Origin of the sequence: Cellulomonas aerilata (genome assembly GCF_007991755.1) — a bacterium.
Taxonomy (GTDB): domain Bacteria; phylum Actinomycetota; class Actinomycetes; order Actinomycetales; family Cellulomonadaceae; genus Pengzhenrongella; species Pengzhenrongella aerilata.
The window spans coordinates 181,668-195,998 of record NZ_BJYY01000002.1 but is presented as its reverse complement, the minus strand read 5'-3'; the positions used below and the strand labels follow the sequence as shown (position 1 = coordinate 195,998).

General features: G+C 66.2%; 11 protein-coding genes and 1 pseudogene. 3 read left to right on the top strand and 9 right to left on the bottom strand.

The genetic code is table 11. The features are described 5' to 3' along the window. Positions 1-231: 231 nt before the first annotated feature. Both CAE01nite_RS04070 and CAE01nite_RS04065 read right to left on the bottom strand, forming a co-directional pair. The gene (locus CAE01nite_RS04070; protein ID WP_146900325.1) at positions 232-849 is read right to left on the bottom strand and encodes a DNA alkylation repair protein; all 618 of its coding nucleotides are present in this window, start codon (positions 847-849) and stop codon (positions 232-234) included. Between the two features lie 273 nt (positions 850-1,122). Further along, positions 1,123-1,452 (bottom strand): hypothetical protein, encoded by a 330-nt coding sequence (locus tag CAE01nite_RS04065; protein WP_146900322.1) that lies wholly within the window; start codon positions 1,450-1,452, stop codon positions 1,123-1,125. Between the two features lie 513 nt (positions 1,453-1,965). Between CAE01nite_RS04065 and CAE01nite_RS18010 the strand changes: the two genes are divergently transcribed. Next, complete coding sequence (locus tag CAE01nite_RS18010) at positions 1,966-4,086, top strand: type IV secretory system conjugative DNA transfer family protein (RefSeq protein WP_146900319.1); 2,121 nt, start codon at positions 1,966-1,968, stop codon at positions 4,084-4,086. A 187-nt stretch (positions 4,087-4,273) separates the two neighbouring features. On the opposite strand, the gene CAE01nite_RS04055 is transcribed toward CAE01nite_RS18010, so the two are convergent. The 4 genes and pseudogenes from CAE01nite_RS04055 to CAE01nite_RS04035 all read right to left on the bottom strand — a co-directional run bounded on the left by CAE01nite_RS04055 (position 4,274) and on the right by CAE01nite_RS04035 (position 9,397). Further along, the gene (locus CAE01nite_RS04055; protein ID WP_146900316.1) at positions 4,274-4,783 is read right to left on the bottom strand and encodes a DUF732 domain-containing protein; all 510 of its coding nucleotides are present in this window, start codon (positions 4,781-4,783) and stop codon (positions 4,274-4,276) included. Positions 4,784-6,699: 1,916 nt separating this feature from the next. Beyond that, entirely contained in the window at positions 6,700-7,176 is a 477-nt protein-coding gene (locus tag CAE01nite_RS04045; protein ID WP_486303457.1) for an Imm26 family immunity protein, read from the bottom strand. 274 nt (positions 7,177-7,450) lie between these two features. Continuing rightward, positions 7,451-7,564, bottom strand: a pseudogene (locus CAE01nite_RS18980) (IS481 family transposase); the annotation flags it as partial. 261 nt (positions 7,565-7,825) lie between these two features. Further along, positions 7,826-9,397 (bottom strand): type IV secretory system conjugative DNA transfer family protein, encoded by a 1,572-nt coding sequence (locus CAE01nite_RS04035; RefSeq protein WP_222595808.1) that lies wholly within the window; start codon positions 9,395-9,397, stop codon positions 7,826-7,828. 1,226 nt (positions 9,398-10,623) lie between these two features. Here CAE01nite_RS04035 and CAE01nite_RS18440 point away from each other — a divergent pair. Together CAE01nite_RS18440 and CAE01nite_RS18435 are read left to right on the top strand one after the other, a co-directional pair. Further along, the gene (locus CAE01nite_RS18440; RefSeq protein WP_186816406.1) at positions 10,624-10,869 is read left to right on the top strand and encodes a hypothetical protein; all 246 of its coding nucleotides are present in this window, start codon (positions 10,624-10,626) and stop codon (positions 10,867-10,869) included. A gap of 147 nt (positions 10,870-11,016) precedes the next feature. Continuing rightward, positions 11,017-11,661: an ImmA/IrrE family metallo-endopeptidase gene (locus CAE01nite_RS18435; protein ID WP_186816405.1), complete on the top strand. Its 645-nt coding sequence runs from the start codon at positions 11,017-11,019 to the stop codon at positions 11,659-11,661. A 610-nt stretch (positions 11,662-12,271) separates the two neighbouring features. On the opposite strand, the gene CAE01nite_RS04025 is transcribed toward CAE01nite_RS18435, so the two are convergent. From CAE01nite_RS04025 to CAE01nite_RS04015, 3 genes are all read right to left on the bottom strand, one after another. Continuing rightward, positions 12,272-12,550 carry a hypothetical protein gene (locus CAE01nite_RS04025; RefSeq protein ID WP_146900304.1) on the bottom strand — a complete coding sequence of 93 codons (279 nt, stop codon included), beginning with the start codon at positions 12,548-12,550 and terminating at the stop codon, positions 12,272-12,274. A gap of 187 nt (positions 12,551-12,737) precedes the next feature. Then, a complete protein-coding gene (locus tag CAE01nite_RS18905; protein ID WP_146900301.1) occupies positions 12,738-13,424 on the bottom strand; it encodes a nuclease-related domain-containing protein in 687 nt (228 codons plus the stop codon). A 612-nt stretch (positions 13,425-14,036) separates the two neighbouring features. Then, a complete protein-coding gene (locus tag CAE01nite_RS04015; RefSeq protein ID WP_146900298.1) occupies positions 14,037-14,315 on the bottom strand; it encodes a hypothetical protein in 279 nt (92 codons plus the stop codon). Positions 14,316-14,331 lie beyond the last annotated feature (16 nt).

The following is a 14,331-nucleotide window of genomic DNA, read 5'->3' as shown; positions in this document are numbered from 1 at the left end:
CGCCACCTGAGCCGAGCCGGGGCACGCCGACCACGCACGCCGGCAGCAACAGTGTCGTCGTGAGCGGCGGTCATGTGTGAGAGCCGCTCGGGCGGCGCCTCGATGCGCCCCCACCGCAGACGGTTCGACGCACGGTCATGCCGCGGCGCGGTCGGTAGCGGGCGGGCGTCGCCTCAGGGTGCGATGCAGCTCGCGGTCGTACCGATCAATGAGCGCGCCGGGCACATGTGCTCAGTCGCTGTCGGTCGGCCTCCGCTTGCGCACCGCAATGCGGTAGGACGCGCGAGGCATCGTCGTGCCGTGCTTGTCGAGGAAGCCGGTGAGTGGCTCCGGCAGCCGGTCACCCGCGTGAGCGAGGTAGATCCCGACGGGCTTGTGGACCAGCGGGTCGGGATCGGCATGGAGCACTTCGGCGATCATGATGCCGGCCCTCACGTCGGTGTCGTCGCCGTACTTGACGAACCACAGAGGCGCGGTCATCGCCGTCCGGCGCCGATAGGGGTCCGGGGATTTGGCGAGCTCGTGCAGCACGTCGTAGGGACCGCCGATCACGGTGGCGCCGATGACGCGGGGCGCAGCACGGTCGACCATGCCCCAGTTGTCGATCCGGTCATGGTGGCGGAGATAGGTCTCCCGCAGCGCGAGGTCACCCAACCGATGACGCGCCTGGAAGTCGAGGATGCAGACCGCCGCCAAGCGGGCCTCGTAGGAGGGCTCGGCGAAGAGACGGTCAAGCTCGTCCGGCGCGATCCTGGTGGCGGCCTTCGCTGTGTCGAAGAGATCCCGCATCCGCATCCCGGGCGTCAGCTCGGCGAGTACCCGATCAGCCGTCCACTCCGTGCCGCCCATGTCCCGTCCTCGGCTCAGGTCCCCCGCCGTTCCTCGGTCCCTAGACCATCACTGCCGACAGGAATCATCGCGTCAACGCCGGTGGGTTCTGGGGACGTACGTTCATGACGGCACCCGAGCTGTTCGCGAACGTGGCGGGACTCTCCACCGTCCAACACTCGAAGCGTCGTGCCGCGCGGCTGCTTGGGCCCGCGCGCACGGTCAGCCTCCGGTGCACTGTCATGCCGCTGTGCGGGTAGCCCTGGCACATCGGCCCGGCTACTCCGACCGACGTCAGCAGAACGTCTCCAACACCAATAGCCGGTCGTTCTTGTGTCGGAAGACGTGGGCGCCCCACGTCCGCCCATGCTCGTCGGGCGTCGCCGCGGCGATCCCTGGCACCTCGAGATGCGGCGCGGCGTGGTCCCACAGTCTCAGCGCCTCATCAGGCTTCAGCCACTGCAGCTCCTCGCCCGGAGCGCGAACGCAGACGAGGTGGCCACGTCCGAGGAACTGACGCACCTGCTTCTCCGAGGCCCACGATGCCCAACGGGTCGTCCAGTGGCGACCGGCTTCGTCGACGAGCGTTCGCGGCACTCGGTCGGTTTCGTCAGCATTGTTCACGCGTCCTCCGTTCATCGGAGCGAGTAGCCGGTCATGCCGCGGATCGTGCGCATCTCCGAAGTCCGAGTCGGCCCGAGCGCTCGTGCCGCTCGTGACTAGCGGCTGTTCGGGGCGTCATCCCGTTCGGGCGCATCGCCGAGGTCGGGTGTCTCCACGGGTGAGCGCCCGCTATACGCGAGTATCGCAGGGGCTACTGCGGCCAGCCCTGTAAGGAGGAAGACGGACAGGTTGCCGCTCGCACCGGTCCAGTAGGAGATCAGCACGAGGGTGCCGGAAGCAGCCCAGAGCAAGACCACCAGGGCGAGGTGACGTGCATGATGCGTTCTTGTGGTCACGGCAACCCTCCACCAGTCGCTCTGGACCTCCGTCGAATCCTCATCGACCGCTCCGGGTTCACGTGCAAGGCGTCCAGTGGTAGCAGTTCGCGCTGCCTACAGGCTCACGACAGACGCGCGGTCATGCCGATGACCGCGATGTGGGGCAGACGCAGATGTAAGTCTGGCTTCCCAACCGATGTCCACCCAGACGCTCAGATCACACGTGGACACTGCCGCCGCCGGCGCCACTGCGACGACCGCTACGAGGGCCCGAGCTGTGGTCAACCACCGTCCGCCGTGGCACGTCGGGCGGATGGTCCGCCATGCGTCGCGCCCGGCCATCATTGGGCGATATCGACGACGCTGCGCACCGGGTCCTCGAGGACGGTCACGCGGAACGGCTCTCCTCGGTAGCGCCGAAGTACAGGTCTGGTGCAAACCGCACCCAGAACGATCGACATCCGAGTCTTCCCAGGGAGCGATGTGGTGCCCGATCATGACCGTTCAAGCCTTGTGTGCGAGTACGGGAGACCTGATGACGGAGCAGTGGGGACCAAGGCCGGGGGGACCTCAAGCCTCGAGACCGGAGGCGCAGAGAGAACCCCTGGGTTGTTTTTTTTATGCGGGCCAGGCCTTCTTGGTTTTTTCCGGCTTTCTTCTATTCTCGGACGGGGTATCGCAACGAAGCATCAGTCTTGCCATATTTGGGCTGATAGTGCTCGCGGCCCCAGCGACGTATTTTGCGTTGCGGTTCACAGCAGCGAAACGGTCGAGGCGCGCGACAGAGAATCGACTAGCTCGCAATGAGCGTCGCCTCGCGAATTGGCGGCGGACGTCACCTGCGGAGCAGGTTGCGAAGCACGATGATCCCCTAAGCACTGCGCAACGGCTCACCCGAGAGGCCGGAGGGTGCGCCTTCTTAGGTATCGACTCCAGTGGGTGCTGGATAGTGGCAGACCGTCAACAGGCTGTACTGGTCCTAGGACCACCGCGATCTGGTAAGACGAGCGCCCTCATCGTCCCATCGGTGCTGACTGCGTCCGGTCCGGTAGTGTCGACGTCCACCAAAGCGGAGGTTCTACGGGCGACTATGCACGCTCGCTCGCGAATGGGACGCGTGTGGCTGTTCGACCCGTCAGGTACCGAGGAAGTACCTGACGGTGTCCTCGAGCTCCATTGGTCACCAATCTGGAGCTCTCGGACTTGGGACGGAGCCAGAGCTATGGCTGACGCGATGGTGGGTGCTTCGTCGGCGGGTGAGGGGGTGGAGAACGGCACATATTGGTCAGAGTCTGCAAAAACTCTGCTCGCTCCTCTTCTGCATGCTGCCGCCCTATGCGGCAAGTCCATCTCGGATGTTAGGCGCTGGGTCGCGCGTGTAGACGTCGTGGAGGCAGGACGAGCTCTGGAGGCGGCAGGTGCCGATGCGGCGGCCGACGATCTCGATGCCATTGCGGCTCGTACGGAGGAGCGGGAAAGGTCCAGCATCTTCGCGTCGAGTCGCATTGTGCTGAATGCGTACGGCTCTGATCAAGCCGCCAAGCGCAGCAAGAAGCAAAATTTCGATGCGGACGAGTTTGTTAGGTCAGTTGACACGGTGTACATCACCGCACCGTCTCATCTGCAGAACATTCTTGCTCCCCTCGTAGCGGGACTGCTCGAGGAGATCCGCGATGCGACGTACCGCTTCGCACGCAGTTCGCAATACGCGGCCCAGCATAGCCCCGCAGTCCTCTGGGCGCTCGACGAGGTCGCGAACATTGCGCCGTTGAAAAGATTGCCTGGTATTGTCTCCGAGGCCGGAGGACAAGGATTACAAGTGATGGCATGTCTTCAGGACCTTTCGCAGGCCAGGACAAGGTGGGGAACCGCCGCTGAGGGGTTTCTAAGTCTTTTCGGTACGAAGGTCGTGTTTCCCGGCATCGGTGACCGAGCGACACTCGAGGCTCTCTCTACCATGGTCGGAGACTGGGACCGGCCCTATTTAGGCTATAGCGCGAATACCGGCACCACTACTACTTATGGCTATCCGACGGGAAGGTCCGAAGGGAGAACTACCGGCGAAGCTCGGAGTCACACGACGCAAAGGGAGGCAAAGATTTCCGCCGCCGAACTAGCAAACATTCCTTCGGATCACGCGCTGGTCGTAAGATCCGGACACTATAGCCTCGTAAGGACTACACCTTTTTATAGCGCTTCCCCCTGGCCTTCCGTCCTGGCGAAAGCGCCGGACCGAGTTGTCGACCATGGCGGCGCGGATGTCCTCCCCGATCCGCAGGTGCGTGCGAGTGCGCCGGGCGAAGGTCCACGAAGTTGAAGTCGAGTCGTTGGCGGCCTTCGCCGTTGGTTTGCGAGATTGCGCTTCTGTTCATGGTCATTCAACGCAGTTCTTGGTGGGTAAGGGTGAGTCGGCGGGAGATGAGAATTCGTCTGCGGCTTCACTCGCCCGGCTCTGAACCGTAGCGTCTCGCCCTAAAGCCACCGTCACGATGGGGTCGAGCGGGTCAGGAGCCCATGGACCCCGCGTGCTCGGGGCACAGCGACCCGGACGCGATGCCTACCAGGGACGCGATGTCCATCAGGTCGCCGGCCGTTGGCGCCTCGAGGATGACGTCGTACATCAAGCCCTTGATGTCCTTGCCGGTGTCCATCGCGTCGCAGGCGGCGTACCCGGCGGCGATCCGGCTGTCCTGGTCGACCGACGCCAGGACCGGGATCTCGGCCACGCCTTCGAGGAACACCCCGGCGGCGACCATGCCCTGCTCGGCGGTCATCGTCGCGCGCGTCGGCAGCTCGGCGGCGACGGCCTGCGCGTCCGGCCCCTCGGTCTCGGCAGGCTCCGGGGTCGGCTCGGTGGTGGGCTCGGGCTCCTTCTCGGTGGCCTTCTCCTCCACGGCGACGGCGGCCGCGGCGGGCTCCTCGGCAGCGGTCGGCTCCGCCCCGCCGCAGGCGGTCAGCAGGGCCAGGAGGACACCGGCGGTGCCGGCGAGGGCGGTGCGGGTGGTGCGGGTCATCAGGTCTCCGGTCGTGTGGTGCGGCCCCGGAGGGCCACGGCGATGGGAACCGTAACCAGGCGGGGCCTGGGCACCAGACCACCCGGCGCGAGGTTCACTCCCCCGCGCCGGGTGGATCACCTGACCGAGTCAGGCAGCGGCGAGCTCATGGTCGCGCAGGCCCAAGACGGCGGGCGCCGCAGCACGTGCGGCCGAGACAAGAGGAGGCCATCGCCTACGCCCTGGCGGCCACCCCCGCGCAGCCGTGCACCGTCGTGTCACGCAGGCGTGTTCGTTGATGGCAGCCGCCGGTGTGGCCGCCGTCGGAGCCGCCGTACTGCTGGCCCGGACCCTCCTGCGGCGCCTGACGGTTCCGCTAGGGGACCTAAACGAGACGGCCGAGGCGCTCGGCAGCGGCGACCTCGCCGTCACCGCCGCCGACGCATGCCCACGCCCGCCGGTCCGCGAGGGAACACGCGAACGTGGGTCCCTCTGGGAAGCGACGCCAGATCGAGTTGCGTTAGCGGCGTGGGTCTGGTTTCCCAGACATTTTTGGTGCACCGGGTTGCTTGTGGCGTACGCCAACTACGTACGCCAACCAGGCTCCGTCCGGCCGCGTTCGCCAGTAACCGCCCGCGTCCACGCCAGCGCCTGAACTGCACAAACGACCACAGGCATGCAGGCACGGACCCACTTCCGATCACTGACACGGAAGAGACCAGTGACGGGTCCCGGCCGCTCGGCAGCCCCTCAGCTTCGAGCGCGTCGCCCGTGCACGATCAATTCTGCCGACTATTTGCTTGGTGGACGCGGTGGGGTCGGCGGCGGAGGGGGAGGCGTTTCCGGCCGTCTGTCAGACCTCGTGTTGTCGCGGCCAGACCGGTTGGGCGCTTCGTTCGGCGGATTTTTCTCCCCGAAGGTCCGTCCAGGCTGGCCGGTCTCCGGCCCGGTCGCGGTCGGCTCCCCGAAGGTCCGTCCGGGCTCGCCGGTCTCCGGCCCGGTCGCGGTCGGCTCCCCGAAGGTCCGTCCGGGCTCGCCGGTCTCCGGCCCGGTCGCGGTCGGCTCCACGAAGGTCCGTCCGGGCTGGCCGGTCTCCGGCCCGGTGGCGGTCGGCTCCCCGTTCCGCAGGGCCTCTGCCTGGTCAGATTCCAGTGTTATCTGATGGCCGTCGACCGTACGCGTGCCGTCGCTCCAGATCCGTCCTTCTACGTGCGGTGCCGCGTCTTCACGGTACCGATCGCGTAGCGGGTGTGACGGATTGATCGGCTTGGATTCGTTGAGCAGGCGGACGTCCTGCACCGCACTGAACCGTTCATAATAGTACTGCTCGAGACCGCGTTGCGCGTTCAAGTCGTTCGTGCCGTGATAGGGCGTGAAAACTAGCCCTTGAAAGCGGTCGTCCAGCGCGTGCTCCCGCGCTCGCCGTCCGAAGTCTTCCGTCCTACCGATATATCGAACTGCGTGAGTTTCCGGGTCCCTCAACACGTATATGCCTCCGAACTCAAGGGCACTGTTGGGCGCCTGTGTCCGGGTGCCGGGCGACTGCTCGCGGCCGTCAGGCCCATGTCCATCCACGACAAACTGCGCAGGCCCGGTTCTACCTACATATGCTTCACTCAGCCGGAGGTAGCGTTCGCGATGTGATCGGCCTGTCGCTTCGTTCCTATTAAGCAGATCGGCATGCTGTGCCCTAAAAGCCTCCAAGTAGTGTTGCTCGAGCCCGCGCTGCAAGTTAAGATCGTCGGTCCCGTGCAAAGGAGTAAATACTAAGTCAGCAAATGCTTCATCGGTTTTAGCCCGCGCAGCATGCTGCTTCGCCCGCTGGGCGAAGTCCTCCGTACGGCCGACATACCGAACTTCGTGCGTAATTGCGTCGCGGAGCACATAGATCCCCCCGACGTCGACGCCACTATTCGCCTGTCGAGCCACGGGGCTCCTTACCGCTTACCAGTGGGATAGCTCGCGAGAACGCGTTCCACGGCGACTGGACCTAACAGCCCGTCGGTTGGAACATCGCCGCAGCCATCATCGACCACTTCCGCCTGCGTGCGAGTCACTAAGTCGTCATCGTCGTAGCGCACGATATACGTGCCCGTTGCTTCGCGGCTGCAGAAGGAAGGCACTGGCCACTCATCACGGTGCCAGTCCTGCTCAACTTCAAAAAGCTCCCAGTCGCCCGCTCGGACCTTGGTTGTTGCAAAACGCGCCCGGAGGCTGGCTGCCTCTGCAGAGGGCCTTTGGTCGACGCGCCCACGTTGATCGAAAGGACCGAAAAAGAAACCCATCGCAACCAAGCCGTCGGTTGATACGCGGCTGATCAGTCCCATGGCCTCTTTGCCGCCGGGTAGGGGCACCCAAAACCACGTTCCTTCGCGGAGCAGCACCTCGGCCACCACCCTTCCAGAGTCGCCCATCAGCACGGGCCCAGACTGGGATTCGCCGCATCAATAATGCACCCTGACTCTTCCGGGGCACAACTCGACTAGGCCTGTCTGTTGAGCCGATCGTAACCATGTTCAACCTTATGACCGTGCGACACACTGTGCCGCTGCTGTAGCCGCTGGAGCCCGACGTAGCGCTGCCGCGTGCACTGCTTCTCGATCGTGGCAGCCCGCTCGTCCTCGCTCGTCCACAAGCGGTCGTAAAGAAGCTCCTCGGCCAAGACCCGGTTGTACCCCTCCACCGTGCCTCGCCCAACTCGTCGTACCGCGACTTCCACTTCGTCAGGCACTGGCGCGACACACCGGCCTCGGCGGCGCCGGGGGTAGTCGGGCGGCGCTTGCACCGCTCGACCAGGCGCAGCCTGCCGGCAGCACAAACGGGGCACTAGCGATTGGTCATCGAGGCGTAGGTCTCTCTCGGTCAGTACTGTTGGTCGCACTTCAATCCTGCCCCCACGGGCTACCTCTCCCTCACACCGCCGGCGTCACCAACCTCATGAACCACAACATCTCGGCACCCGAGACCGTTTCAGACGGTGAGCATAGTCCCAGCCACCGGACCCTTCCAAGGTGTGCTGGCGAGGCCATCGAAACGTCAGACTGCATAGCGCTAGCGGGCTTGTTACTCCGTCGGCCGATCCGCGAAGGCTTGAGAACCCGGGCCGAAGTAGGGCAAATGGTCCGGTCCGCCATGAGGCTCGATATGGCGGGGGGCACGTTCCAACGCGGCGCGCCATGGTGCGGCGCTGTAATACGGCGTAGTCTCCACGAGGCTCCAGTGGCCCGAGCGAACGAGAAGGGCGTGCCCGGGCGGAATGTTGGAGATTTCCGCCGCCGACACGCGCGCCTCGCGTTGTGTCGAGTGTGTCCAACTGTCGTTGTTGCTCTGAGCCTGAGTCCTTCCAGTTGGAATCCCGTACGTGGTAGTGGTGCCCGTGCCGGTGTTGAACACAAGGTATGGACGATCCCAATCACCAACCATCATAGAAAGCGCCTCGAGCGTTGCGCGGTCGCCGATGCCTGGAAACACTACCTTGGTGCCGAATAGACTGAGGAATCCCTCCGCTGCGGTGCCCCACCGTGTTCGCGCCTGCGAAAGGTCTTGGAGGCAGGCCATCACTTGCAGTCCCTGGCCTCCCGCCTCAGAGACTATTCCCGGCAACTTCTTCAAGGGCGCTATATTCGCGACCTCGTCGAGCGCCCAGAGCACTGGGTTACTATCCCGGTCGGAATATTGCGGGCTACGGGCATAGCGGTACGTAGCATCACGGATTTCCTCGAGCAGCCCGGCGACAAGCGGTGCGAGATTGTTCTGCAGGTGCGAGGGGGCGGTGATGTACACCGTATCGGCCGAACGGACGAATTTGTCGGCGTCGAAATTCTGTCTCATACTACGTTTAGCTGCTTGTTCAGAGCCGTACGCCGTTAGGACGATTCGGGTCGAAGCGAAGATGCTCGACCTCTCCCGCTCTTCCGTCTGAGCCGCGACAGCATCAAGATCGTCAGCGGCGAGTTCAGCACCCGCCGCCTCCAACGTGCGCCCCGCTTCGACCACATCTGCGCGCGACACCCAGCGCCGAACATCCGATATCGTTTTTCCACTGAGAGCGGCCGCATGAAGAAGAGGCGCCAGCAGCGTTTTTGAGGACTCGGACCAATATGTTCCGTTTTCCACGCCCTCGCCCGCCGACGAAGCACCCACCATGGCGTCGGCCATTGCGCGGGCCCCATCCCAGGTCCTCGCGCTCCAGATCGGCGACCAATTCAGTTCGAGCACCCCGGCTGGCACCTCCTCGGTTCCCGATGGGTCATACAGCCAGATGCGCCCCACTTTTGCTCGCGCGCGCGCCGTCGCTCGCATTATTTCGGCTTTTGTTGATGTCGATACAACTGGTCCCGATGCGGTAAGAACAGACGGGATGATCAAACTACTCGTCTTTCCGGAACGCGGTGGCCCGAGCACGAGCACAGCCTGCTGGCGGTGAGCAACAACCCAATTCTTATCGTTTGCATCAAGCCCCAAGAACGCACAGCCAGCTGACTCGCGGGTCAGCCAGCGCGCTGCACCGAGGGGGTCGGCGTGTCGGTTAACCTGCTCGGCCGGCCGGGTCGCACGCCATTCTGCCAATCGACGCTGCTGCTCGGCACGGCGGACCTCCGCGGCCCGGCGCTCGCGGCCCGGGCGCCCGACCACGAACCAGAAGTACCAAACCGGTCCAGCGAGCAGGAGTAGACCGAAAATAACTAGTCCGATGTCTACTTGGCCGAAGCCAGAGGCTAGTGCAAGAGTCCCGAGCAAGCCTACGAAGGCGACACAGACGATGAGGCACCCGGGCTCACGGCCTGGCACCTGCTGCGGCATCGGCACCTGAGGCCCGCCCGGCCGCTGGCCCCATGGCTCTGTCATAACCCCTCCTCGCAGTTGGTGGAGCATCGCGGTTGGTGGAGCACGAAGCAGCATGATCGCCTGGGACGCGGAGCGGCGTAAGGGTTTCCTCCACGCTGGATCTCCGCCTGACGCTGTCGGCGACGGGGCAGCTTCCAGTGGACGTCGCAACACGTCCTGGATCTTGGGGGCCGTGTTGTCTTCGATGCGTCGTGTGAAGAAGGGGCCGGCTGGCGACCGCAGTTGGCCAAGCGGCAGCGGACAGGGAGCTACCTGCGCGCTGGGTCCGTCCATCCGGAGCTTTCGGCGCCCCGGGGACACGCAGTCACGCGCATCCAGTCGCGGCCGATTTCACCTACTGGCACCGTTGTCAAGTCTCGGTACCGTCTGACACTTCGGCCCCAGTAGGTGCCTGACACCTCGAACCCGTGGTCGGGGGCGTTGTTCGTCCGTGCCCCGCTGGGTGGTTGGCAGGTCGAGGGAGGTGTCGGAGTCAAGGCTCGCGCGTAGCGCGACCGCGCAGCGGCCGTAGGGCCTTGAGGCCGGTGCCGGTCGGCGCACGATGGTCACCACGGGCGGCTCAGGCGGCGTTGCTGCGGTGGGGTCGCCGGGCGGGGCTGGCCGCGGGCTGGTCGGCTACGCGCTCGGCGGCGCACCCGGCGCGGCGGCAGGCGCGGCAGTCACGCCCGCGATGCGGATGGCGTGGGACCTGGGCAGCCAGGCGCTGATGCGGCGCCTGACCCGCGGCAGCCGCGTGCTAGAGATCGCCGCCGATCAGCTCGAGATCACCACAGAGGCACTGGCCGCAGCCGCGAGCTCTGACCCGGCACGGCTGGAGCTGCTCGCGCGCGTTCTTGAGTCGGCTGGACGAACGACGTTGGACGAGAAGATCCAGGCGCTCGGCCGTGTGCTCGCCATAGGGCTACGCGAAGGGTCCCGGATTGACCACGCCCGGGTCATGGCAGGGATCATGATCCGCCGGCGGGTGCAGGCAGCGCACCGGCGGCACCACACGGCGGGCGGGGAGTGTCGTGATGTACCGCAACTCCACGCAGGTGACCGATCGAGAGGCCAAGCTCGACGCGCTGCACGCCACGCTGGCCGACGCCGTTGGCGCGCTTACCACGGAGGCGGACTGGCGCCGGGCGATCGAGTTCGCGGCGCAGTTTCGCTGGCGCAGCTTCGCCAACTCGCTGCTGATCTACGTCCAGCACGCGGCCGCGTTCGACGCCGGCCGCGTCACCGAGCCGGTACCGACCTACGTGGCCGGGTACCGCTAGTGGCAGTCGCTGGGACGCCAGGTCCTCAAGGTTCAGTCCGGGTACATGATCTTCGCCCCGGTGACCCAGCGAATGGTCGCCACCGACCCGGCCACCGGGCCGTGGCGCCCACTCCACACCGGCGAAGGACCCGCGCGCGGCGAGACGATGCGCTCTCGCCTAATCGCCACGCGGCCGGCGTACGTGTGGGACGTCACCCAGACCGAGGGCGACCCGCTGCCCGAGCCACCCGCGCCCCAGCTGCTGCGGGGCGCAGCACCGCACGGCCTGTGGGAAGGGCTCGCCGCGCAGGTCGTCGAGCGTGGTTACGCGCTGCGCCAGGCGCCGGACGCTGCCGCGATCGGTGGGGTGAACGGGCTGACCAGCTACCTCGATGCGACCGTGACCGTGCGCACCGACATGGACGACGCGGCCCAGGTCAAGACGCTCGCGCACGAGCTGGCCCACGTCATGCTCCACGGGCTCGCGAACGAGGAAGCCGCCGGCCACCGCGGCGTTTCGGAGGTGGAGGCCGAGTCGGTGGCGCTAATGGTCAACGCGGCCCACGGCCTGGACACCAGCCAGTACACGGTCCCGTACGTGTCCACCTGGGCCGCCTCGGTGTCGTTGGTGAGCCCGGTGCAGGTGGTCACCTCCACCTTCGACCGGGTGCGCCAGACGGCGCTGACCATCCTCGACCGGCTGGACACCGTGCAGGTCGGCGGCGGAGAACCACCCGGCCTGGACCGGGCCGCCCGGACGATGCCCGTCCCGGCCCCCGAACCCGAGCCCGTGCACGGAGTGCCGCTGTGAAGCGACCCGAACCCAGCCCGACAGTCCTGCCGAGGGCGAGCATTGTCATCGGCGAGGACGACCGACTGACCGTGCACATCGACGCCCAGCCGTTTCCCGTACCCGCCGAGTGGGCGACCATCGGCAGCGCGGCGATCGGGCAGATCATGGAGGCCATCAGCGTCCATGTCGGGCAGGTCGTGCGCGTCGACGTCGCCTGGCCCGACGGCACCCACCTCGCCGAGATCATCACCCCTGCCGATGCCGACGAGCTGCGCCTCGCTGAGCGCCCGCACGCGCCCGCCCCGACGCCGGTGCACCCTTCTACGGGTGGGTCTTTCCTCGGCGTCGCCGAATCCGGGTTCCAACCCGGGGAACGGGTCAGCATCGCCGTGGTCGTATACACCTCGCACGCCGGGGCCGACGGCGTCGCCGCACTGCGGATGCCGCCCGGCACAGTTGGCGGGCAGCGTGCACCCCTCGAACGCAGACCGAACAGCTGCCTTCCAGCGCCGCTCGTTCTCACCGGAGGAGTACCCCGTAGGCCTTCCGCGGACCACCCGGTCGAAGCTGCCGAGTGCCGGCGCGCTGGGGTGCTCAGCATCAGGTTCGGCGTGCTCGGGTCGATTGCTCACCAGTCGGAGGCCCTAACGCGTGGGTCCATCAGGATCGCCCATGTGTATGCGGAGCCCTGTCGGTCCTTGATTTCGCCGGGACCGGACGCAGGCATCTTCGCTGTTGCGCGCTCGAAGTTGGTCTTCGAGAGCGATCGATCGATGACGTGTCCCTCGCGCTCGACCCGAAGGTAGGCACCTGGGACCGCATAGGTGAACGGGAGACCGGTGATCGTCCGGAACTGTTCGCCCGCGTGTGCCTCGATGCGCAGCCAGACGTCTTCGAACACGGCCATGAAGGAAGTGTGGCGCGTCGGCCGCCGGTGTCCAACAGCATCGGTGGCCGAGCGACCCGACGCGCGCAGGACCTCACGCCCGACCGGTACGTCGCACCCGCGAGGGGCGTCTGAGGGGTGCGCGCTCATGCCGCGGAGCGGTGCGCGCCAGGGCACGGACGACAGCGGGGCCATGTTGGCTCGTGGGTCAGAAGGCTGAGAGCCCAGCTAGCACCATGCCCGTCAACCACAACGTGGTGATCACGTTGGAGACCACCCGCCAGGCAGTTCGGATGCGCTGGCGTAGGCGCCGGTGCTGCTGTGTTGAGTCCGTCGTCGAGTTGCTCGAAGCTCTAACACCCCGTCGCGCTTGGGGCAGCGATGGTCTCGGACTGTCCAGTGCGGCCGTCAAATGGCGCCCGATGTCAGCGACATCGTAAGGAGTGAGGCGCGGCGGCAGGGAATCCAAGTAAGGCACCAGCTGGCCAAGTCCCAACACGGTGACGCCCTGCGGTGTCTGGAAGGGCACGACGTCCTGTCCGGCAAGACACAACACCCCTCGCACGGCCATGCGGTGCCTAGGGTCAAGGAGCGCGGTAAGGGCTGAGGCGGCGTCCGCCACGCCTTCGACCTCCCGCGTGCGTCCGTAACCGTTCTGCCTCAACTGCGCGTTGGCGACCGTGACGGAACCGGTCCAATTCTTGGCGTCGATGACGACAACACCGCCGGGCCCGAGTGCAACGTGATCCAGATTGGCCTTTGGGCGCCCGGGCCAGCGAACGTCGTGCAGCGCAGTCCATCCGTGCCCACTGAGCTCCGGGAGGGCGCTCGCTACTCGACGCTCGCCTTCCGCTCCGGCAGACCATCGGCGAACCTGCTCCTCGGCGCGGTGCACCGCTTGAAGGGCCTCCGCGGACGTCGTGCGTGCGTACTCAGCCCGAAGTTCGTTGCGCCGACGTGCATGTCGATTCGCTTGATCTTCGGCGCCCCTGCCTGCTTTCACAGTTCCCCCTCGATTGCCCTTCGTGGAGGTAGTCGACGCACCGGGACTCGAAGTGAGCGAACTGGGCCGACTGGCGGACCAACGAGACGCATAGCGCTCCCCTCCTGCCGCCGACGTTCCGACGCCGAGGACGCAGCAGCCCGCGTCAGCACACGCGCTTGACCCACTACGCGGCGCTCCGCGGACGCACGGACATGCCGCGAAACGTTCGCCACATGCACTCGTTGCGGTAACCGGACTGGAGTGCGGGTGGGGGCTGCTCCTTGATCGAGGCACGCCGCACTGAAGATTCGTTCTGACGGTTCTTGCCGCTGGCTGGGGGTGGTCGCGGCAACGCAGGAGCTCTGGTGGACCGTTGCCGCGATGGTCTGCGTAGCCGGTAGCCAGGGCGCTTGGCTGTGGGAGCGACGACGGTCAGCTGCCGGCCAACGCACGGAGGAGCCGTAACCCGCGGTCATACCGCGCTGAGTGCGCGCCCCCTGACGGGGGCTGCGGGGTCCTCTGTCATCCCGGGTAGCCGCCGGTTCCCGATACGACGATGTACTGCGGCACAGCGGGTCCGTGCCAGCAGTACAGGCGGTCACCGCGGTCGCGGGCGGTGCGGGCCCAGGTGAGCCGGGCCAGGCGATTCTTCGTGGTCACGACCGACCGAGGCCAGCGGGCTACCCGCATCCATTCCCGGTCCAGCTCATCCATCACGGCCGTGAACTCGGTGAGGTCCTTGTCGCCCCGCACGTCATCGCGGCGAGCAGCAGCCTGCATTCGCTCGTTGGCGTCGGCCATTGCCTCGACGAACTCC